This is a genomic window from Vibrio sp. GJ43-1 (assembly GCF_055808835.1).
In genome coordinates this window covers 1,707,735-1,728,787 of sequence record NZ_CM147885.1, presented here as the reverse complement: position 1 = coordinate 1,728,787, position 21,053 = coordinate 1,707,735, and the positions used below count along the sequence as shown (strand labels likewise).

Annotated in this window: 14 protein-coding genes and 1 pseudogene; 10 read left to right on the top strand and 5 right to left on the bottom strand. The window is 42.6% G+C overall.

Annotated features, from left to right (window positions below; genetic code table 11):
* The first annotated feature begins 13 nt into the window (after window positions 1-13).
* The 9 genes and pseudogenes from AC0L66_RS25130 to AC0L66_RS25090 all read left to right on the top strand — a co-directional run bounded on the left by AC0L66_RS25130 (window position 14) and on the right by AC0L66_RS25090 (window position 12,116).
* Window positions 14-3,397 carry a GH36-type glycosyl hydrolase domain-containing protein gene (locus AC0L66_RS25130; protein WP_473569951.1) on the top strand — a complete coding sequence of 1,128 codons (3,384 nt, stop codon included), beginning with the start codon at window positions 14-16 and terminating at the stop codon, window positions 3,395-3,397.
* 186 nt (window positions 3,398-3,583) lie between these two features.
* On the top strand, window positions 3,584-4,570 hold the full coding sequence (locus AC0L66_RS25125) for a LacI family DNA-binding transcriptional regulator (RefSeq protein WP_473569949.1): 987 nt from the start codon (window positions 3,584-3,586) through the stop codon (window positions 4,568-4,570).
* A gap of 131 nt (window positions 4,571-4,701) precedes the next feature.
* Window positions 4,702-5,922, top strand: a complete 1,221-nt coding sequence (locus AC0L66_RS25120; protein ID WP_473569948.1) for an extracellular solute-binding protein — start codon at window positions 4,702-4,704, stop codon at window positions 5,920-5,922.
* A 43-nt stretch (window positions 5,923-5,965) separates the two neighbouring features.
* Window positions 5,966-6,847, top strand: a complete 882-nt coding sequence (locus AC0L66_RS25115; RefSeq protein WP_473569946.1) for a carbohydrate ABC transporter permease — start codon at window positions 5,966-5,968, stop codon at window positions 6,845-6,847.
* The gene (locus AC0L66_RS25110; protein ID WP_473569944.1) at window positions 6,844-7,665 is read left to right on the top strand and encodes a carbohydrate ABC transporter permease; all 822 of its coding nucleotides are present in this window, start codon (window positions 6,844-6,846) and stop codon (window positions 7,663-7,665) included. Before AC0L66_RS25115 ends, AC0L66_RS25110 begins: the two co-directional genes overlap by 4 nt.
* Window positions 7,665-8,144 (top strand): hypothetical protein, encoded by a 480-nt coding sequence (locus tag AC0L66_RS25105; protein ID WP_473569943.1) that lies wholly within the window; start codon window positions 7,665-7,667, stop codon window positions 8,142-8,144. Before AC0L66_RS25110 ends, AC0L66_RS25105 begins: the two co-directional genes overlap by 1 nt.
* Window positions 8,145-9,178 (top strand): annotated as a pseudogene (locus AC0L66_RS25100) (glycoside hydrolase family 3 protein); the annotation flags it as partial.
* Window positions 9,179-9,199: 21 nt separating this feature from the next.
* A complete protein-coding gene (locus AC0L66_RS25095) occupies window positions 9,200-10,417 on the top strand; it encodes a glycoside hydrolase family 3 C-terminal domain-containing protein (RefSeq protein WP_473570891.1) in 1,218 nt (405 codons plus the stop codon).
* 73 nt (window positions 10,418-10,490) lie between these two features.
* On the top strand, window positions 10,491-12,116 hold the full coding sequence (locus AC0L66_RS25090) for a sulfatase family protein (RefSeq protein ID WP_473569941.1): 1,626 nt from the start codon (window positions 10,491-10,493) through the stop codon (window positions 12,114-12,116).
* 75 nt (window positions 12,117-12,191) lie between these two features.
* On the opposite strand, the gene AC0L66_RS25085 is transcribed toward AC0L66_RS25090, so the two are convergent.
* From AC0L66_RS25085 to AC0L66_RS25070, 4 genes are all read right to left on the bottom strand, one after another.
* On the bottom strand, window positions 12,192-13,646 hold the full coding sequence (locus AC0L66_RS25085) for a sulfatase family protein (protein ID WP_473569939.1): 1,455 nt from the start codon (window positions 13,644-13,646) through the stop codon (window positions 12,192-12,194).
* 177 nt (window positions 13,647-13,823) lie between these two features.
* Window positions 13,824-15,260, bottom strand: coding sequence for a sulfatase-like hydrolase/transferase (locus tag AC0L66_RS25080; protein WP_473569937.1), 1,437 nt, complete (start codon window positions 15,258-15,260; stop codon window positions 13,824-13,826).
* 74 nt (window positions 15,261-15,334) lie between these two features.
* Window positions 15,335-16,753, bottom strand: a complete 1,419-nt coding sequence (locus AC0L66_RS25075) for a putative glycoside hydrolase (protein ID WP_473569935.1) — start codon at window positions 16,751-16,753, stop codon at window positions 15,335-15,337.
* Between the two features lie 10 nt (window positions 16,754-16,763).
* On the bottom strand, window positions 16,764-17,105 hold the full coding sequence (locus AC0L66_RS25070; protein ID WP_473569933.1) for a hypothetical protein: 342 nt from the start codon (window positions 17,103-17,105) through the stop codon (window positions 16,764-16,766).
* A 590-nt stretch (window positions 17,106-17,695) separates the two neighbouring features.
* On the opposite strand from AC0L66_RS25070, the gene AC0L66_RS25065 reads away from it, so the two are divergent.
* Window positions 17,696-18,703, top strand: a complete 1,008-nt coding sequence (locus AC0L66_RS25065; protein ID WP_473569932.1) for a hypothetical protein — start codon at window positions 17,696-17,698, stop codon at window positions 18,701-18,703.
* Window positions 18,704-19,081: 378 nt separating this feature from the next.
* Here the strand turns inward: AC0L66_RS25065 and AC0L66_RS25060 are convergent, their stop codons facing one another.
* Entirely contained in the window at window positions 19,082-20,470 is a 1,389-nt protein-coding gene (locus AC0L66_RS25060; protein ID WP_473569930.1) for a hypothetical protein, read from the bottom strand.
* Between the last annotated feature and the right edge of the window lie 583 nt (window positions 20,471-21,053).

The following is a 21,053-nucleotide window of genomic DNA, read 5'->3' as shown; positions in this document are numbered from 1 at the left end:
TAGGTACTTTTACATGATTCACGCTATTTCTGATTCATTTCATTCAATCTCTAACGGGCATCTAACGTTAGATTTCTCAGAGCAAAACGTTCTGCATACGATTAAGCATGGCACTGTGATGCTTAACCTTTATAGCCCAAGCGAATTCGAGAGCGCACTATCCAATATTTATCTTCGTACCCACAATGAAGATACGATTGAGTTCACGCCATTAATGCATTTTAACAAAGCCATGCGTACTTATCGTAATGAAGCTGGTTTAGTCGTTTGGGAAACAAAAACGGATGCCTTTTGTGCTTCGGTCATTATTTCTTTTGCTGTAGATAGCGGAAAGTTGTACTTCACTACCAGCGTTGAAAACGTATCCGCATCAACAATGGCGTATGATCTTGTGTTTGGTCAAGATGTAGCACTAGCCGATGAAGGCGCAGTTAAAAGCAATGAATGCTATGTTAGCCAATACTTAGATCATCAAGTATTTGAAACTAAAGAAGAAGGTTATGTCGTTTGTTCACGTCAGAATCTACCACAAAGTACGGGTAACCCATGTACTCAAATAGGTTCTTTGACCGACAAGATTGTAGGTTATTCTACCGATGGCTATCAGTTCTTTGGCAAAAACTACCGCTTTGAAGCGCAACCAGAAGCCTTGTTCCAAGAGCAATTAGAGAATTTTAAACTTCAGTTCGAAATGGGCTACATTGCGTTACAGACTGAAAAAGTGAGCTTGTCGGCATCCGAAGTTAAAGAATCGGTATTCTATATCGATTTCGGAACCGATCTTCCTCTTTCTAACGTAAGTGAAGCTAAAGCGCTTAACCAATTGCGCAAAGAGTACCTTCAACCAAATCGAATCTGCGTATCAGAACAGTCATTAATTGACTTCTATTTAGACACATCTAATAGCGTGGTTGGCGACGATTTTTCTTTAGCTGAAGTCGAAACGTTTTTTTCAAAAGAAAGGCGCTTCTCAGAAGAGAATCAGGGTCACTTGCTGTCGTTTTTCTACGGTGATACGCAAGGTGAAAGCCGATACGTTACATTAGCGGGTAAAGAGCGTCTTCTTGAGCGTTCGACTGGCCACATGGTGTCAACGGGCAATAATCAGAATTTCGAAAATGCCGTGATGAGTTCGACTCATTGTATGTATGGGGTATTCAACTCTCATATTGTTTTAGGCAATACGTCTTTTAATAAACTGTTAGGTGTTGAGCGCACATCACTAAATATGTTTAAGTTTAGTGGCCAAAGAGTTTGGGTCAAAGAGGGCGAAGAGTACCGCATTTTAACCATGCCATCCGCCTACGAAATTGGTCTTAACTTTTCTCGTTGGATCTATAAGTACCAAGGTGGCTACATCATTATCACTAGCTTTAGCTCACAGGAGCAAATTGCTGTTCAACTTGATGTTGAAACGCAAGGCTTGTCAGGTGCGTTAGACATCCTGATTACCAACCAGTTGCTGATGGGGAATAATGAGAACGAAAACGATGTGACAGTGACATGTGAAGGGAATACGTTCCGTATTGACGGTAACAATGAACTGGTTGGCGCAACCTATCCAGAAATGTCGTATGTCATGTCTGCCAGTGACTTTCTAACCGATGTATCAACGATTGTATGTAAAGAGTCGACTCGATACTTGTTACTCAAAGGGTCAGTCGCAGGCAAGGCGAGTCTAACGATTTCAGGTACATTGGATGGTCAAACGGATATAGATACAACCGCATTAGATTTTGACACTGAAGTAAAGGCTTATCAAGCAGCGCAAAATGGCCTGTTAAATCAGTTTCATGTCGAGTTTGAAAATGACGCCTACAATGCACAAAAATTGAATGACACCATGCAATGGTTTACTCACAACGCGTTGGTTCACTATGCGACGCCACATGGCTTAGAGCAGTATTCTGGCGCCGCTTGGGGAACGCGCGACGTATCTCAAGGTCCGTTTGAACTGTTCATGTCTATGCAACGTTACGATCGAGTTATTGATTTACTGGATACTATTTACAGCCACCAACACATTGAAACCTGCACGTGGCCACAATGGTTCATGTTTGACAAATATTCAAAAATTCAACAAGAAGATTGTCATGGCGATATCGTGGTTTGGCCATTAAAAGCCATTGCAGATTACATCACGACCACAGGTGATATCGATGTTCTTAATCGCGAAGTGCCTTATACAAGCATTGACAATGGATTTGCTTTCACGGATGAAAAATACACAATTTTTGCGCACGTAGAGCGTCAAATTAAGCATATCTTTGACAATTTAGTACCAGGGACACACTTATCTTGTTATGGCGACGGCGATTGGGATGATACGTTGCAACCAGCGAACCAATCATTGCGTGAAAATATGGTGAGTGGTTGGACTATTCCTTTAACACTTCAGTCGCTGAAAACACTGACAAAAGCACTGAACCCGCATAAAGGATATGGCGATTTTGTTAATGTAATCAATGATTTGACGACCAAAATGGAAGCTGACTACAACAAGCTTCTCGTTAAAGACGGTGTGATTGCAGGCTTCATCCATTTGCCAAATAAAGACGTGAATAAAGTCGAATATCTTCTGCATCCGTCAGATGAAAAAACAGGTATTAAATACCGCCTACTTCCAGCATCGCGTTCGATTATCTCTGAGACATTCAGTAAAGAGATGGCGGAAAGCCATATGAATATCATCGAGGAGAATTTAGTCCACCCTGATGGTGTTCGCTTGATGGAAAAAATGGCCGAATATAACGGCGGTAAACAAAGCTACTTCAAACGTGCTGAATTAGCCGCAAACCTTGGCCGTGAAGTCGGTCTGCAATACTGCCACGCTCATATTCGTTTTATCGAAGCACTTTGTAAGATGGGTAAGGCGGATAAAGTTTTAGAAAATCTATATAAAATTGTGCCTGTTGGAATTCAACAAGCAGTACCAAATGCTGAAATTCGTCAATCGAATGCGTATTTTTCTAGTTCAGATGGCAAGTTCAATGACCGTTATGAGGCATACCGTGATTTCGACAAACTAAAGTCAGGCGACGTTGCTGTTAAAGGTGGCTGGCGTATCTACTCTAGTGGCCCTGGTATTTATATCAACCAAGTAATGAGTAACGTGCTTGGTGTCCGCTATGAAAACGATTCTTTAGTTTTGGATCCAGTTATCGCTAAAACCATGGGTAAGGTCAGTTTAGACTTCACGCTTTATGGAAAGTCGTGCAAGCTAAATATCCTACCTGAGCAAGGTGAATTCACCCCTAAACGTATCGAACTTAACGGTAACAATGTCGCCGTGTTCTTAACAACTAACGCTTACCGAACGGGTGGTGCTAAGGTGGATAAATCCATTATAAACAGTATGTTAACTGAAGGGTCTAATCAACTGACAGTTTGGCTGTAACGTCATATCCCCCCCACTTTAGTGGGGGGATATGACATGATTTGAATGTAACTCTATCAATAATTTAGCCTATTGCTGATTAGTAGAAACGTTTTATCTAATGCAGTATACTTCAATAAAGCGATTAGAAAACGCAAGTGATTCAGCTAGATAAGGATACTATTAAAGTGAAGGGTCAATACTGAAATGAGACATACAATCAAAGATGTTGCCAGAGAAGCGAATGTGTCAATTTCGACCGTCTCTTACGCAATGAACAACAGTGACCGCATCAGCGAAAAAACGCGGAACCATGTTCTTGAAGTTGCAAAAAGACTTAACTACTCGGCAAACAGTAATGCGAAACGTCTAAGACAAAAAAATGTTGGCGCGATAGGGGTATTCTTTAACTCTTGGTTTGGTCCAATTTATAGTGAACTTGTGCAAGGAATTGAGCAAAAAGTGCATGAGATGGGGTATGACTTAATCGCTTGTAGCCTTTTTGGTGGCGCAGAGTCTACAGCTCATCGTTATCTGAAAGATCAGATGATTGATGGCGCCATTATCTTGAGTAATGCATTTGATGATGAATTCTTAGAGTCTGTGGCAGCAAACAACCTTCCGATTGTTGTGCTCGATAGAGAAATCACCGCACCTAATATCTACAATATTTTAATCGATAACTTTGGTGGTGCATTTAGTGCGACTAAGCAATTGATCGATAGTGGTAGTGAAGAAGTTTATTATATGAGTGGTCCTACCGACTCGTACGACAACCAAAAACGGTTAGACGGCTATATAGCAGCGCTGGGGTTTTATAATCTCAAGTTCAACAATGAACTGATCATTCGTTCAGATTTTACTGAAAAAGACGCCTATGAAAAAGCGCTTGAGCTTTTCTCTAAGAAATCGATACCAGGTTCAATCTTTGCGGGTAATGATGAAATGGCCCTCGGTGTAATTAAAGCCGCTAATGAGAAAGAGATTAAAATTCCTGAACAATTAAAGCTGGTTGGCTTTGATGACATTCGAGAATCTGAAAGGTGTTTACCTGCGTTAAGTACGGTCACTCACGATAAGTTTGACATGGGAGTTAAATCTGTCGAAGTACTATTTAATGCAATGAATAATGAAGAGTATATTGAGCCAGTAACAATATTACCAACTAAGTATGTTGCTCGAGACTCGATTTAGTATTTAAACAAACATTTTTTAGTTCTTTATCGTTGCCATGAGAAATCATGGCAATAATAGGCCGTAATTGTTCAGATGTGATTTACATAGCCTTACGAGGATAACACATGATAAACCGTTGGCTTACAATTATGCTACTGACTGTAACTTCATCAGTAGTGGCAAAGGAACGAATTGAGTTTATGGTGTCGTCAGGGGAGCAAATGACGTTTGTAAACGAGTTTATAAAACCCGAATATGAGCGACGTTATCCTGATGTAACTTTAATATTAACGAATGATTCAAATTTAGAGACACGCATGGCAGCAGGTGATTATCCTAATGTTTATGCGGGCGTATTTGGTTATATGGTTCCAAGGTACGCAAAACTTGGAAGGTTAATGTATTTAAATGAATTTGATGGCTTTAATAAACTAAAAGAAAGAATTGAACCTCAATTTATGGCCAAGCATTTTAATCGTAATTACTATATTCCTTGGCACGCTACGACTCAAATGATGATTTACAATAAGGATTTGTTTAGAGAAGCAGGGTTAGATCCAGATTCACCACCAAAGACATGGGATGCGTTCTTATCTGCTGCTGAAAAAATAAATAATCTTCCAGCAAGAGAGAATGGCGCGAATGTTCATGGCGCTGCGTTATGGAATGATGCTTTATCTTGGGGAGGCTGGTATTGGAATATGCTGTCGCCGCTTTACTACAACTTTAATGAAGGTAAGTACCAGCTATTGAATCGTTATGGTACACACCCTGTCTTTGATAAAGATGAAGCCTCAATGGTCGCGTTTTTAGAAACCATGAAGCAAGTACAACAATTCGCCCCGTTGACAATGGAACAGAATTTTTTCTCTCGAACAATAGGGATGTGGCCACAATACGGTATTGCCTGGAAAGCTAACTTACAAGACGCGGCGGGTTACCCTATGCAGATTGGTCAAGATGTTGGCATCGCACCTATTCCTACGTTAGTCGAAGGCGGAACGCATTATTCAAATTTGGATGGTCGAGCGCTGATGGTATTCAAGAACACACGGAAAATTGAACAGCGCAGCTGGCAGCTCATAGAGCTGCTAATGGAAGAAGATAATCATTTGCAAGCGAACATGGAGTTACAAAACCTTCCTACACTGGGTTCATTGCAGTCTCATCCTTATTTCCAGCAAGAAGACATAAAGCCATTTGTCGAACAGCTGAATAATGTCGTGATGAATGAATCATCCGCAGCCGTGTCTGAAGTGTCTAGTATTGTACTTAAGTACTATTCTCAATCTGTTGTTATGGAAAAAATGACGCCAGAAGCGGCGGTCGAAGCGGCGGCAGAAGACGTTAAAAAAATACTAAAAAGATAGTGTGTAATAAAACATCTCTGACAATTATTATATTGGAATAGTTATGAATATTAAGCGTTACTGGGTGTCTTACCTATTTATGTTACCTTGGGTCGCATACTTTCTGGTTTTCATGTTGTATCCATTTTTCCTATCATTAGAAAATAGTTTCTTGGATATTAATATACTAAACCCTGAGAATACTGAATTTGTTGGTATGGGGAACTGGGTTAATGCCATTACAGATTATAAGTTTTGGAAGTCGATATTTAATGTCTTCTTTAACCAGGCAATATTTATTTCACTAAGCTTTGTAATTGCACTTGGTGCAGCATTGATGCTAAATGAAGTGACAGTGTTATCCGGGTTGTTTCGAACGGTCTTGTTTATACCAGTAGTCACATCGGTTACTGTTGCCATGCTGATTTTTGATTTCATTGCAGGGCCAAATGGACCAATCCAGTCGACCATGCTCGAGATTCAATTACTTGACTCACCCGTGTTCTGGAAGTTTGAAAAGTGGCTTCCAATGCCAGTAATTGCAGTGTTTAGTGCATGGAAGTGGTTTGGTGTGCAAATGATCATATTCCTCGGTGGTATCGCAAGTATCAATAAATCGTTGCTAGAGGCTGCTGATATTGACGGTGCCACATGGTCGAGAAAGATCACCAAGATTATTTTGCCACTCATTAAGCCACAGATTATCTTTGTCCTTACGATTAATGTTATCAATGGCTTGCAGATGTTTACTGAAGTCTTTATGAACTTTGACCTGCAAGGTGGCCCTCATAATTCGGCGTTAACGCCTGTACTTCACTTGTACCAAATTGGTTTTGAACAAATGAAAATGGGCGAAGCATCCACAGTTGGGTTATTGCTTGCAATCGTGATCTTTATATTGACGATGATTCAGTTAAAAATAACAAACGGGAGTAATAAAGAATGAAAGAACTGAATAAAGGCAAGGTGATGATATATGTATCACTTACAATTGCTAGTATTGTCGTGCTCTATCCATTTTTCTTTATGATTATCAACTCGTTTAAACCGGGTTCGGAAATTATGCATTCTCCGAATTCACTGCCATCAACATGGTCGTTGAACGGTTATATTGAAATTTTTAACAGCGTTAATCTAGGGCGTATCTTTTTTAATACCATCTTTGTTTCGGTATCGGTAACGGTGTTGAACTGTTTGTTGTCAGCAATGGTTGCGTTTGCTATTGCTAAAACTAATATGCCTGGACGTCAGGTGTGGCTGCGATTAATTCTGTCGTCTATGATGGTTCCTGCGATTTTATTTACGATCCCTGTGTATATGATGATGTATGAGTGGGATTGGATTAACACTTATCGCGTACTGATCATTCCGGGTGCCATTAGTGCGTATAATATTTTTCTTCTATATCAGTTTATGACGCAAGTTGATGAAGCGTATTTGGAAGCGGCGAGAATCGATGGTGCAAGTGAGTTTCGTATTTTCTTTAAAGTCGTATTACCAATGATGCGCCCTGCAATGGCAACGGTCGGAATTTTGACCTTTATGGGGGCGTGGAACGATTTTATGGGGCCACTACTTTATATTCGTGATGATTCTATGCTGACGCTGCAAATGGCACTATTCAAGTTCCAGCAAGATATACCTGCAGGCAACCTTGAACAGGTCTGGGCGATGACGACGATGATCGCTGTACCAGTTGTATTCGTCTTCTTCTTTATGCAGAAAAACTTTATCAAGGCATTCACGGGTGTAGGAGTTAAATAATGGTGCAGTTAAAACGAATGAGCATGCTCCTTGGCTTTATACTGATTGCTTATTTCTTCGCATGGGGCAAAGTCTACTTTTTATCAAAAAGCTATTTTGAGTTTGCTCAACAACAGGAAGAACAAGGTAATTATGTCATTGCGCTAAAGGGAACGAATAAATTGGAAATTCGTAATGATGAGCATTATCTGGGGGGCTATCAGCAAGTAATAGAGGCTTGGGACAATGTTACTTTAGGTATTACGCCCTCTTTTTATGACGAAGCCTTGTTAGCGCCTGTGCGACTCATGCCTCAGCTGTCTGACGATGAACTGTATCAATTCATCGACTTGTATGTGCAGTTGGATAGTAAATACGTCCCAGAGGTTGCAGAAATACTGCTAGAACGCGCCAAGGCATCAAATGATGACGAGCTAGAAGCTGAAATGAAAGAATTTTTGATTCAAGCATTCCCCGATTACGTCCATTCTCAAATCTAAATGATAGGCACGGTCACTCTCGTGATTGTGTCTTTCTTTTTCCAATCTCAAACTATTCTTGGAGTACATATGGCACAGCCGTATCAAGACACAGCTCTATCTATTAAGCAGCGAGTAGATGATCTACTCTCGCGAATGACAATAGAAGAAAAAATCGGTCAACTATGTCAAACCCCAATGCTAGATTACGATGAAAATCGTGATCAGTATTTAGATGGAGTGAAAAGGGGAGCGTGGGGATCAAGAATCTTGGCGGATACTGCCTGGGCGGGTAATGCACCGGGTGAAAGTGTTGATCCCAAGCAATTAAATGAATTTCAAAAAGTTGCGGTCGAAGAAAGTCGATTAGGCATCCCTTTAATTATTGCTCGAGATGTCATTTATGGTCAGCAAACCGTATTACCTATTCCTTTAGCGCAGGCATCCTCTTTTAATCCTGACATGATCGAATCAGCTTATCGTTGTATCGCCAAAGAAGCGTCTTCACTAGGTATTCACTGGACGTTTGCACCCATGTTGGACATTGTTCGCGACCCAAGGTGGGGGCGGGTAATTGAAAGTGCAGGAGAAGACCCTTTTTTGACGAGCAAAATGGCGAAAGCGGTCGTTAAGGGTTTCCAAGGCGATGATATGGCCGATGAGAACTCAATGGTAGCTTGCGCTAAGCACTTTATTGGCTACGGTGCCGCTGAGGGGGGCGTGATTACGATACGACTGAGATTACCGACAATACGCTTCATAATGTGTATTTACCGCCTTTCAATGCGGCAGTAGAAGCTGGTGTTGCGACGGTGATGTCGGGGTTTAATGATCTAGGAGGAACACCAGTGTCTGCAAGTAACACCTTGATTAAAGGATGGTTAAAGCAGCAGCAAGGCTTTGATGGTTTTGTGGTCAGTGATTGGGGTTCAATCTCAGATTTAGAGTATTTTGGTGTGACCAAAGATGCTAAAGAGTCGGCTAAAAAGGCGCTAGAAGCCGGTGTTGATATGGCAATGACCAATGAGGCTTATCAAGACTTCTTACCCGATTTAGTTTCTTCCGGTCAGATCAACATGAACATCATCGATGAAGCGACTCGTCGGGTGTTAACGATCAAGTTTAAGGCTGGGTTATTTGAGAAACCGTATGTCGATGAAAATCGCCACAAAACCATACTACGTCACCCTGAGCATGTCGCTAAAGCGCAGCAACTCGCTGAGCAAAGTATGGTGTTACTAAAAAACTCTGGGATCTTACCACTCGTCAGCCCTTCTTCTTTACAAAGTAAGTTGACGATTGCGGTTATCGGCCCACACGCTCATAGCCAAAGGCAGCACTTAGGCTCTTGGTGTTTGGACGGGCGGTCGCAAGATGTGACTTCAATTTATGAGGGTATCCAGGCGTACATTGAGCAAAATAATCTAAATGTCGATCTCATCACTGAAGACGCTTCTTTTACTGATGAGATGGTTGAATGTGCTCATCGGGCCGATCTCACTATTCTCTGCACCGGGGAGAGCCATCGTAGAACCGGAGAAGCGAGAAATATTGCCGAGTTAACGTTGCCAGCGGGGCAGGAGCAGCTTATCCAAGCGATTGGTGAAACCAATACGCCGTTAGTAGTCATTCAATGTACAGGGCGCCCTGTACCGTCAATGGCAACGGAACAATTTTCTGACGCCTTGCTGTACGCTTGGCAAAGTGGCACGGAAACAGGGCATGCGGTTGCTCGCTTATTGTTTGGCGCAGTGTCGCCAAGTGGGTGTTTACCCATGTCAGTGCCTCGCTCGACTGGGCAAATCCCTATTTACTACGCGCGCAAAAAGCTGGGCAAAATGCGAGCATTCCAAGAGTATCAACCATATAAAGATCAGAAGGATACGCCGTTGTATCCGTTTGGTTTCGGTTTAACCTATGGTGAATTTGAATACAGTAATTTAGAACTCAGTCATAGTGAACTGTCTTTGGATGATACGTTAAAGGTTCAAGTCAACGTTCGCAATATTGGAGAGCATGTGGCGACAGAGGTTGTTCAGTGTTACACACGGCAGATCAATGCCACGACGAGTCGACCAGAAAAGGAATTGAAGGCGTTTTCTCGCGTGGATTTGCGCCCTGGTGAAGCGAAAACCGTGCGTTTAGAGATCCCATCTCGCTCACTTGAATATTACGGAGAAACACAGCGTTTAGAAGCCACCGAGTCACGTATCGAGCTCTATGTCGGTTCTGACAGTAACGCGTCGTTAGAGGCGTCGTTCTTACTGCAAGCACCTCGCTTTATTAACGGTTAAAACATCTCGTGATTTTTAAATGAATTTGGACCTGCTGTTGCTTGCAACGAGCAGGTTTTTTTAAGGTTAATCTATGAAAAATCAAGTTCTACCAAGTAAGAAACAGCCAAACATTATCTACATTATGTCCGATGACCATGCATTGCGAGCGGTTAGTGCTTACCAAAGTGATATTGCTCACCTTGCTCCTACGCCGAATATCGACCGTATTGCTCGCAATGGTGCACGTTTTGACCAATCTTTTGTGACTAACTCACTTTGTGGACCTTCACGAGCAGCAATGTTGACGGGAAAATTTGGTCACAAAAATGGTTTTAACCATAATGGTCAGCTATTTGATGGACACCAGCCAACTTGGCCAAGAATACTTAAGCAACATGGCTATACCACAGCATGCATTGGTAAATGGCACATTAATTTAACGCCAGATGGACTCGATTTTGACCACTGGGAACTGCTAAACGATCAGGGAGAGTATTATAACCCAGACTTCATCACAAAAGACGGCGTCAGGCGAGAGCATGGCTATACAACAGAGCTGATCACTGAAAAGTCACTCGAGTGGCTATCAAAACAAAATGATAACGATCAGCCATTTGCGCTTCTTCTTCATCATAAAGCTCCGCACCGTAACTGGATGCCTGCGCCTCAGCATACGAAAGCGTTTGAAAATACGGAATTTCCGGTGCCAGATAACTATTTTGATACCTATGAAGGCCGTTCTGCTGCTGCCATGCAAACCATGAATATTTATCGTGATGCCCAAGAAGGTCATGACTTGAAAATGACACGTGGCGTCGGGGAGGCGGCCTGGAGAGAAGATATATGGCCGTTTTTGCTTGAACGCCTAACACCACAGCAACGCAAGCAGTGGGATGAAGCCTACCAAGCGCGTAATGATTGGTTTAACACCAACGAAGCGCAGATGACGGAGGAAGCGATCGCAATATGGAAATATCAACGTTATGTCCAAGACTATCTTGCTACTATTATTTCCGTTGATGAGTCGGTAGGGGCCGTTCTAGACTTCTTGGAGCAACATGGTTTAGCTGATAATACGATTGTGGTTTATACATCTGATCAAGGCTTCTATATGGGCGAGCATGGTTGGTTTGATAAACGTTTTATGTATGAAGAGTCGTTTCGAGCACCTTTATTGATGCAGTATCCGGATAAAATCAAGCCGGGAACAGTGGTCGAAAAAATGGTTCAAAACATCGATTATGCGCCGACGTTTTTGGCGTTCGCTGGTGTCGCTATTCCAGAAGATATTCAAGGTCAATCAATGGTACCTTTATTAACAGGTGAGCCTGCTAATGATTGGCGCACTGCACTGTATTATCATTTCTATGAGTACCCAGCAATGCATGACGTAACACGGCACTACGGCACGCGGGATAGCCGATATAAATTGATGCATTTTTATTACCAGATGGATGAATGGGAATTCTATGATTTACAGGCGGATCCACATGAAATGAACAATGCTATCCACGCCCCTCAATATCAGGCAGTCATTCAAAGACTTAAACATACGATCACCGAACTCGAGAAGCAATATGACGTACCACCGCGTTCGCAGTGGGGTAATGCACCGTTAGAAGCTGTCGCCGCGCCAACGCTTCAAGAGCTGTATCCAGAGAGTTATCTGGTTGCCGCGCAAACGCATGTTGATGAGTGTGGATATTGCGAAGAGTAAAAGCCGCCATCATACGAGGAATTATAACCGGCACTCTTGGTAGTGCCGGTTTGTCACTAGAGGTAGTGAGATGTTTTATTGCGTGCGATTAAACGCTTGAACATCGACGCGGTGGCCGGACTTAAACTCACGATTTCTGTTCACTGGCTTGTCGCTCAGTTTGTTTACGGGTAGCTCGGCTTCCCATGCATCAAATTTATTTTGCAGTTGCTGAGCGATTTCGGGCTCCTTGGAAGCTAAGTCGTTATATTCATATGGGTCATCGACCATGTTGAATAAGCGAATGGTTCTTGGCCCGTTGTCATCATTGACAGCAAGTTTCCAATCACCATCTCTGATGGCGTAGTCATTATCACGACGCCAATAAAGCGTGTCATGAGGAGCGGAGTCTTTTTCACCTAATAGGTAAGGGAAAAGATCCACGCCATCAAATGGGATCGCGTTAGTCTCTGTAACGCCAAAACGCGCACCAATTGTCGGCATGATATCCAGTGCACTGACCATAGGTTCAAAACTTTCGCCAGCAGGAATTTGTGCAGGGTAGTGGATAATAAACGGTACGCGGATGCCACCCTCATAGGTGTCTCCTTTAAAACCATTAAATGGCCCTGGGCTTGACATGGTTGTCTCTCCGCGTTTCTTTTTCCTCGGTTGTTCAAACCCTTGTCCCGATGGCGTGCCGTTATCACTCATAAAGAACACCAACGTATTATCGTATAGCCCTTTTTCTTTGAGAGTATCCATAATGGCGCCAACACCATCATCTAACACTAGCGTTTGCGCCGCGAAAAAGCGACGTTCTTCGTGGTGGACTTCTAAGTCACTTAAGCGCTCAATATAACCATCAGGGACTTGCCATGGGTGATGGACCGCGAAATGCGCGACGTGTAAAAAGAAAGGGTTGTCTGCATTGCGTTCAATAAAGCCGACTGCCTCATCGGTAAACAGTTCGGTTAGGTAGCCATTACCTTCTTGAATTGGTGGTTCGGTTGTGGTGTTACGATACAAGGGCGAGAGCCATGGTTTTCCGCCTTCTTTGGCATCAGATTTCATGTAGTCGTGAGAGCCACCGTGAAAACCATAAAAGAAATCCGCGCCGCGCTCATTTGGTCTGCCTGTAGGCTCTCCCATATGCCATTTACCCACCACACCTGTTGTGTAGCCGATGTCTTTCATCATTTCCATCACTAACGGTTGGCTGCGAGGAACATGATTATTTTCAAAATTGCCATAGACGCCGAAGCGTTGTTGATTGACGCCAGTCATTAACCCAGAACGAGAAGGACCGCAAACCGATGCGGTAACATAGGCTTGTGGAAAATGTACACCACCAGCGGCCAGTTTATCTATGTTAGGCGTGTGGATATCATCGAAACCGTGGTAACCCACATCTCCCCAGCCTTGGTCGTCGGTAAATATAACGATCACGTTGGGTTGGGTGTCCAGATTGTTTCTAATTGGTGCTTCTGATGCTTGAGCGCCGATTGTGGCAAGAGCAGCGACGAGCGGGGCGAATTTAAATAACTGCATACGATCTCTTCCTATGAGTGCTCTGATGGATAGAGGGGCTAGTGAGTGTGAAATATAAAGGTTTCTATTTTAGGGTAAAGCAAGTTTTTGCATGAATATAACGGCGGATAGCTCTCTATGAAAGCTGCTGCGAATAGGCTTTGTCGGCCTAAACGCTGCAGTAATGGCTAGGTGCGATTATTTGTCGTGATTGATGCCACGCCAGTTGTTATCAAATGGATAGGCATCTCGGTTCCAACCCCATAGAGAAGGCTGATTATCGGCATTCCATTCATCGTAGGCGAGGCGTAACCTTTTAACTTGTTCTGGGTAAGCGGCAGACACATCGTTGGATTCGCTGACATCGGAACGAATATGGTAAAGTTCCATGCCGTCTTTTCCATCAAACAAGTTTGGCATGACAAGTTTCCAATTGTCATCTCGAATCGCGGCTTGTGCTGGGGTTTGCCAATAGAGGTATCGCTCGTGAAGTTTTTTCTGCTGACCCGTAAGACGAGGTAACAGGTTCACTCCTTCTAACTGAGACTTATCTTGTTCAGAAAGCGTGATATTGGCAGCGGCTAGCATCGTCGGCGTAATATCTAACGCAACGGTGGGCTCTTCAATTATTTGCTTAGCGGGGATTTTTCCTTTCCATGTAATGCTAAATGGCACACGTATACCACCGTCCCAAACTTCACGTTTAGTGCCGCGGTGTGGTGTATTAAGTGAGCCATTATCTTTTGGGTCGCCACCATTATCAGACATGAATATGATCATGGTATCTTCCATTAATTCATGTTTTTCAAGTGTATTGATCATCTTGCCGATGTTTACGTCCATGTTGTAAGTCATCGCAACAAATTTACGGCGTGTCTCGTCTTCGATATGGGCAAATTTTGCAATGTCTTCTTGTTTGGCATGCATGGGTCCATGGGACGCATTAAACGGTACATACAAAAAGAAAGGCTCGTCTTTGTGGCGATCAATAAAGTTAACGGCTTCGTCGGCAAAAACATCCGTCAAATAGCCGTTAAAGTTCTCGATAAGTTGGTCATTACGATAAATAGATGAATAAGCATGCTTTTTAGCATTTTCTTTATTGTTGCCAGTAACAAAGTAGTCTGCTGCGCCATTGTTAAATCCAAAATAGTAGTCAAAGCCACGATTGTGAGGCCAAAACTTTTGGTCTTCACCATCATGAGACTTACCAATAAAGCCCGTCGCATAGCCCGCATCTTGGAAGAAATTGCCAAAGGTCTTGGCGGAAAGGTCAAGGCCTTGCTCCACCCCTTTTTCAAGGACAAATGGACCGATATTGTCGACGTATCCATAGCGTTGTTGATAACGGCCTGTCACTAAACCTGCTCGTGAAGGCCCACATACCGATCCCGTGACATAACCAGCAGAAAAAACCGCACCATCGGCGGCGACGCTATCCATATTTGGGGTGACGACATCTTGACTGATGTTCTGAAATCCCATATCGGCATAACCGATGTCGTCAACATAGATAAGGAGGACATTAGGTTGAGTTCTAGTGTCATTCGTTTCGGTGGCGGTGGCGGTGGCACCACCACTAAGTGCCGCGAGCACAGCTAACCCTAATGTACGTTTTGCGAGTTTTGTTTTCATAGTATTAACCAGAAATGATAGAAAAAACGGCCACCGTAGTGGCCGTTGATGTAGTCATAACCCTTGACGAAAGACTAGGGTGCTGGTGGTGTATAGACGGTTTTCAGTTCGTTTTGAGTCGGTTCTTTTACAATAGCAATATCGGCTAACCCGTATCTAAAGCCTGCAAAGTTGTGACCATCATCGGGATTCATTGAAACGGCCCAGCTTGTCAGTTTATTGATGTTTTGAACTGAATTTAGGCGAACACCGATATCAACACCATTGCTGTCTGTTTTTGCAAATAGGTCACGCATTGGGATGCTGATTTTCCATACGGTAGCGCCTTTACTTTCATCAGACATATCTATGCCCACCGACGCAGATTCAATTCCACCTTCACTACCTTCAGGGGTTGTTGCATCGAATTTAAACTGAATTTCGTAGTTGTCATGACCGGGTTCCGTTCCTGCTCCACTCATAAATAACAAGAACTCTAATGCCCCTGTCTCGATGTATTGAGCGAGATCTACAGTCGGGATATTTTCAAGCGAGACAAGATGTGGGAAAAAGGTTTTGTTTGCTGGTTTGTAATTGTCTCCAGTAGCAATAATTTCAGCGAATTGTGGGAAGCTGTTATCCCAGCCACCGGGTTGTCCAAAGCTAACGTTACCATTATTACCCATAAGCTTAGTTGCCCAACCTTTAGGATCTTCGCCTTTTAGAGTTGAACGTAATATTGAGCGTTCAGCCGTTTCTATCTGTGAATTATTGGTACAAGCTTGAATATCTTGAACTGCCCATCCTAGTGGGAGGGCATTAGCCGTCATGAATACATCACTGATTTCATAGTTGATGGCACCATCTAAATCGAATGACATTGCTGTTTCAACACTACTCAAATCTATCCCAGCATCTTCAAAGCAATGTAAAGGTACGGTGATGCGCTGCGCTTCAGAGCCTTTTAACGCCGCAACGGAGCTGCTAATATCGACGGAAGCAGTATTACTTCCATCTGACATCGTCAATAATGCTGAAATTGGGGTGTTAGGGCTAACGCCTACCGGGGTTTCTGGTGTGAGCATGAATCGTACTACACCGCGCTTCAGGTGTTCGTCTGAACCGTTTCCGTTGTAAGTAGTGCCAAGATCATAACCTTTATCCGCGACAAACTTAAGTTTCGCTTGTTCCTGTGAAATTTTCACTGCCATAGGGGCAAAATTCGCAAAATCGGCACTTTCAATCGAGATATTTGCTAGATCGATTAAGTTACCATCGAAAGCTTGAGAGTCCCCTGTACTGTCTTCCACTTCTATCACGTAAGGCGTTTCTTTGTAGTGATCGGGTTTATCGGATTTGTAAAGGTGTACCCCCCAAGAGAGCTTATTGTCAGCTCCGCCGCCACCGCCTTGACCACCGGAACCATTGCCATAATCATAAGTGTCATCTAAGCAACCTGTCAGTGCAAATGTAGAGCTAACCATGACGGCTAATGAGAGTTTTTTAAATTTCATGTTAGATCCCCTAAATTGACTTCTTCTGATTGTATTCTTTTAACTGTTTTTCGGTAATGACGGAGAGCAATCCTTTTCTATAAGCTTGCCAGTGAGGCTCTCTTTCTGAGCGCCATTCCGCATTCCGTGAACCGTGTTTATCCAATAGTTTGTTCGTGGCTCTATTTAATTCCACTTTGAGGTCAAGGATCTCAGAGGATTTTTGTTCATTTAGATTTAGTACTTTAGTCATTTCAAAGACTTCTGCTTTGATACGATTGGCATCCCTTTCTGGTAAGTCACCGAGTGCAAGTGAGCTAGTAGAGAAAGAAAGTAGTGCAATCATCGTCGAAGCTAGTAGTGATTTTTTCATCGATAAATTCCCAATTTAGCTTAAGAGTTATTCTTTATAGAAACGTTTCATTAATGTCGTTGTATTTTTATGGGATTTTAGTTTGATAATCAAACGGAAAAATGAATTGCGTGAGTGGTGCGCATTTTTGGAGTGTTTTTTGCGGTTTTATTGTGATTTTGATCTCAAGTTGGGTGTGGTGGGAAGGGTGTGTTCACAATGTTGGGGTGCTAATTTGTTAGTTTTTTGAGCTGTAACGATTCTATATGTGTGTCGTCATTATCTATTTTTAGCCAACATTTTCTCCGTTTTATATAGGGGTATTAAGTGATAAGAAAACAAAATATGTCAATTTGTACGAGAGTTGGCTCACATTCCAATAATTTTAAAGTTTGCGCAATATCACGATATTTATTTTTTTTACTTATTAATCATACCCTTAGTGGAATTTCTATTTTTTTGCATTGTTTGACTTGCCTGTCGAAACGTTTATCTTTGTGTTTATTGATTGAGTGGCTGTATTGATTGGGCCAGTTAAATACAATGCAATCGGTATTGTTGGTTGTGTTGTGATGAGTATTAATAAAAATAACGTTAAAGGGTTAATATAGATGGACAAAAAGCAGATAGCTTTAGGGGTTAGCGCTCTGGTCTTATCGGGAGCAGTATTTGCAAACGTGGACGATGGCATGCCAGATGACGTACTTATCATGGAAGGAGACCAAGATACCATTATTGCTCCGCCACCAATGAGTTCCTCGAGCAGCAGCAAAGGCCCAATGAGAACGCACTTCTTTAGTGGTATTGAGTATAACGAGACGGTTTTTACTGAAAGTGCCAAGTTGAGCAATACCAACTTTGTTATTGCCGATGGTTCTACCCGTTTTAATGAAAACTTTAGGTTGCGCTATGTATTAAGTGAAAGCCATGGAGAAACAAAAGGGTCGACCGATGATAAAGGCGTAAGTATTAACTACCGTATCGCACCACGATATGAAAAGTGGGTTAACCCCAATTTCAGTTTCTTTATTGAACCTTCTTTCTATCGTCGTTCAACCAGTGATGGATCGGAAAATACCGAGTGGCAAATCAAACCGGGTGCACAATATGCGGTGGGGAAACATATATTCTTTGTCACGGGTGAATATAAAAACCTTAATAGAAAACGGTACGCAAGAGACAATAATGGTTGGAGTCCAGAGATTAAAGAGGATCTCGATTGGGAACGTGTAAATGGTGAGATTAACTATACATACCGTCAATCCAACAAATTGAACTGGGGTATTAACTTAAATGGCGGTACGACGTTAGACAATGCTGATACCGCTCCGGCTATTTTTACACGCAGCAATTCTTATAATGTGAGACCGTTTGTTCGTATCCGTCACCTAGCTGGCATCACGACAGAGTTTAACGTTCGATATGGGCATTCAGAGTCAGGGAAGAACTGGGAAGGCTCGAACAATTTGGATTACAACATTAACAGCAACAAACAATTAACTCGTAATGTTCGTTTAGTTGCTAACTTCGGTTATGTCACCTCAGAAAGACACACTGGTGTTGGGTGGGGGGACAGCGAAGGTTTCAAAACCAAGCTAGGGCTTAACTTCTCTTTCTAAGCTGGCCCTAGATAGCCTCGTCTTAAATTGTTGATAACCCGAGTTGACCTGCAAGCGTAGGTCAATCGGGTATGACATTATTTGTGGAGAGTACTTATTTCATCATGACTAAAAAGGATCTTTAGTATGCATATAACAAGAAAAGAGTTTCATTTAAATAATCTCAGAATTCTGCGCATTGGGTTATTTTGGGGATTGATAATCGGTGTTGTTCTGGGAATAGGGGGGCGATGAAGTTCTATAAGCTGTTGAAATAAAGGCCGGATTGTCCTTGTCGTGTTCCATATCCGGCATTGCAATGCTTAGTGGCTATAAAGCGATAACCCGTTTATGCGGCTGCCACTATAAGCATTGAATAGCGCTCGACATCATATGGGTTTAGCTTAGCGTCATATTGCCATTGGAGATAAACGAACGGTACATTGTTTCTACCGAGTCCCAAGCGGATTGACCAAATGAGCTTACTATATAGTGTTTTACATCTTGTTGGTTTTGAACGGATAAGAATGCGTTCACAAACATCCCCTGATCCAATCCAATTAATCGATTGACCACTTCACCACGACTGTTTATTGCATCATACCAACCATATGGGCCAGCAATTTGAGGGTGCCTCGCTTTTACTGCCTTTAAGCGAACTACGGCGGAGGTTGGATCTAAAATAGCGGATAGTGCGGTGGCGTGCGGAGATCCAACGTCCGTTTGTGCAGATTCATTTTTATCCAAAAAGTAATGTTCACTCATCGCATCAACACCAAATTCGGAATAATGCGCATCAATCGTTGATGCCGAGGACAGAAAGGGGATATTGAGAGGTGCGGAAAAATCGATTTGAACTTGAGTTAAATCGTCGAACATACGAGGGGTGGGCACTAAACAATATTCATTAAACCAAATGGATGGGAGCATGGCTTGAAAGTACGCGCCTTTCCAGGTAAGTAGGGGAGTCAATGTGTCGCCATTGGGGGATAAATATTGGGCAGTAAAGGCCTGCATTGTGGTAAAAGCTTCAATAGGAAGTTCGTTGGCGGTCTTCTGGGTTACCAGGTGAGCCCATAGTGGCGCCAAGCGACTTTCATTAGACTTTCGGTCTATGTGGTATTGAGCGTAATCGTTATTTTCTAAACTCCAAGCCGCTTTCAACAAGCCTTTCTTTTTGTCGTAGAGAGAGCACCATCCAGCTGCTGTGCTTCTAATTAAATGGTCGGCCTGTTTGGCGAGATGTTGCATATTCGGGTCAGTATCATCCCAGTAAGCGCCAGCAACCGCAGCTAAAGACGTAACCAGATTAGCAGCATCGACGGCAGACGCGATGGCTGTCGAGCTGAGACTCAGCTCTCCAGACTTGTCAATGTGGTACATCCAATAGGCCAATCCGTTCCATTTAGGCATCTTTTCTATGAGTGTAATTACATCAATGAGACGTTGACGAGCGCTGGGCGAATTAGCGCGTTCCATTTCAACCAACACATTCAAATATAAGCCTAGAGCGGTCGCATTCATTTGGCGTCGTGGATTAATAGCGGAACCATTCACAATATCGATTAGGTCGTATGGCACTTTGGCTTTGGGATCGACGCCCACTCCGTCAGAAAAATATTGCAGATTTAGCTGATAGTCTTCCTCAAAATCTCTAGGGTAAGACGCTTTTCTTACGTAAATAAAATCAATGGGAGACGTGTCGAGTTCTCGACGGTGCTTCTTGGGTGACAACATTGTTGAAGATGATGTTGACGTCGATGCTGAAGAGCCCGTTTTATTTTTCATAGTTGCGACCGCCATATTACGCAAAGCAAGGGATGCTAGTGTAATCGAGTTTATGTTTAATGAGGAGCATTGGCGTCAGAGATAATGACGAGTCGTCGGGTAAGCGGTCTCTGTAGCGCACTATTTTAATAAAAAACATGAAAAATGCAGAAACGTTTCTCTTTTGTGGTTGGTGGCGGTGTGTTTTAAATTTTATGATTGTAAATCATTGTGTTAACGGTTGTTCTTGCTCTGGTTAAGTGACAGATTCTATTGTTGTGTTGAGGGGGAGTGTATCCATTTGTTTTTATCATTATTAACAAATTACAGCCTTTTTTTGATAGCTATCAGTACTTCATCGTGTGCTTGTCACACTTTAGACGATGTAAATTCAAATTGACTTGTCGAAAGGTTTCTACTGTGTCAAATTTGTTTCTAATTTAATGATTCACGATTTTATCGAGTAACGCTTTTATTGGTATGGAGAGGGAACCTCATACGAAAATGGACTTACTTTCGATAAGTATTTTGTTCGTTGGTTCGTGAAAGAACCTGATTATTGTATTAGGCAAACACTATGAATTTTAAACGCTCGATCCTTGCA

Coding starts and splice junctions, on each gene's coding strand:
- AC0L66_RS25130 (WP_473569951.1), top strand. CDS start 14: ATGATTCACGCTATTTCTGATTCATTTCATTCAATCTCTAACGGGCAT.
- AC0L66_RS25125 (WP_473569949.1), top strand. CDS start 3,584: ATGAGACATACAATCAAAGATGTTGCCAGAGAAGCGAATGTGTCAATT.
- AC0L66_RS25120 (WP_473569948.1), top strand. CDS start 4,702: ATGCTACTGACTGTAACTTCATCAGTAGTGGCAAAGGAACGAATTGAG.
- AC0L66_RS25115 (WP_473569946.1), top strand. CDS start 5,966: ATGAATATTAAGCGTTACTGGGTGTCTTACCTATTTATGTTACCTTGG.
- AC0L66_RS25110 (WP_473569944.1), top strand. CDS start 6,844: ATGAAAGAACTGAATAAAGGCAAGGTGATGATATATGTATCACTTACA.
- AC0L66_RS25105 (WP_473569943.1), top strand. CDS start 7,665: ATGGTGCAGTTAAAACGAATGAGCATGCTCCTTGGCTTTATACTGATT.
- AC0L66_RS25095 (WP_473570891.1), top strand. CDS start 9,200: ATGAACATCATCGATGAAGCGACTCGTCGGGTGTTAACGATCAAGTTT.
- AC0L66_RS25090 (WP_473569941.1), top strand. CDS start 10,491: ATGAAAAATCAAGTTCTACCAAGTAAGAAACAGCCAAACATTATCTAC.
- AC0L66_RS25085 (WP_473569939.1), bottom strand. CDS start 13,646: ATGCAGTTATTTAAATTCGCCCCGCTCGTCGCTGCTCTTGCCACAATC.
- AC0L66_RS25080 (WP_473569937.1), bottom strand. CDS start 15,260: ATGAAAACAAAACTCGCAAAACGTACATTAGGGTTAGCTGTGCTCGCG.
- AC0L66_RS25075 (WP_473569935.1), bottom strand. CDS start 16,753: ATGAAATTTAAAAAACTCTCATTAGCCGTCATGGTTAGCTCTACATTT.
- AC0L66_RS25070 (WP_473569933.1), bottom strand. CDS start 17,105: ATGAAAAAATCACTACTAGCTTCGACGATGATTGCACTACTTTCTTTC.
- AC0L66_RS25065 (WP_473569932.1), top strand. CDS start 17,696: ATGGACAAAAAGCAGATAGCTTTAGGGGTTAGCGCTCTGGTCTTATCG.
- AC0L66_RS25060 (WP_473569930.1), bottom strand. CDS start 20,470: ATGAAAAATAAAACGGGCTCTTCAGCATCGACGTCAACATCATCTTCA.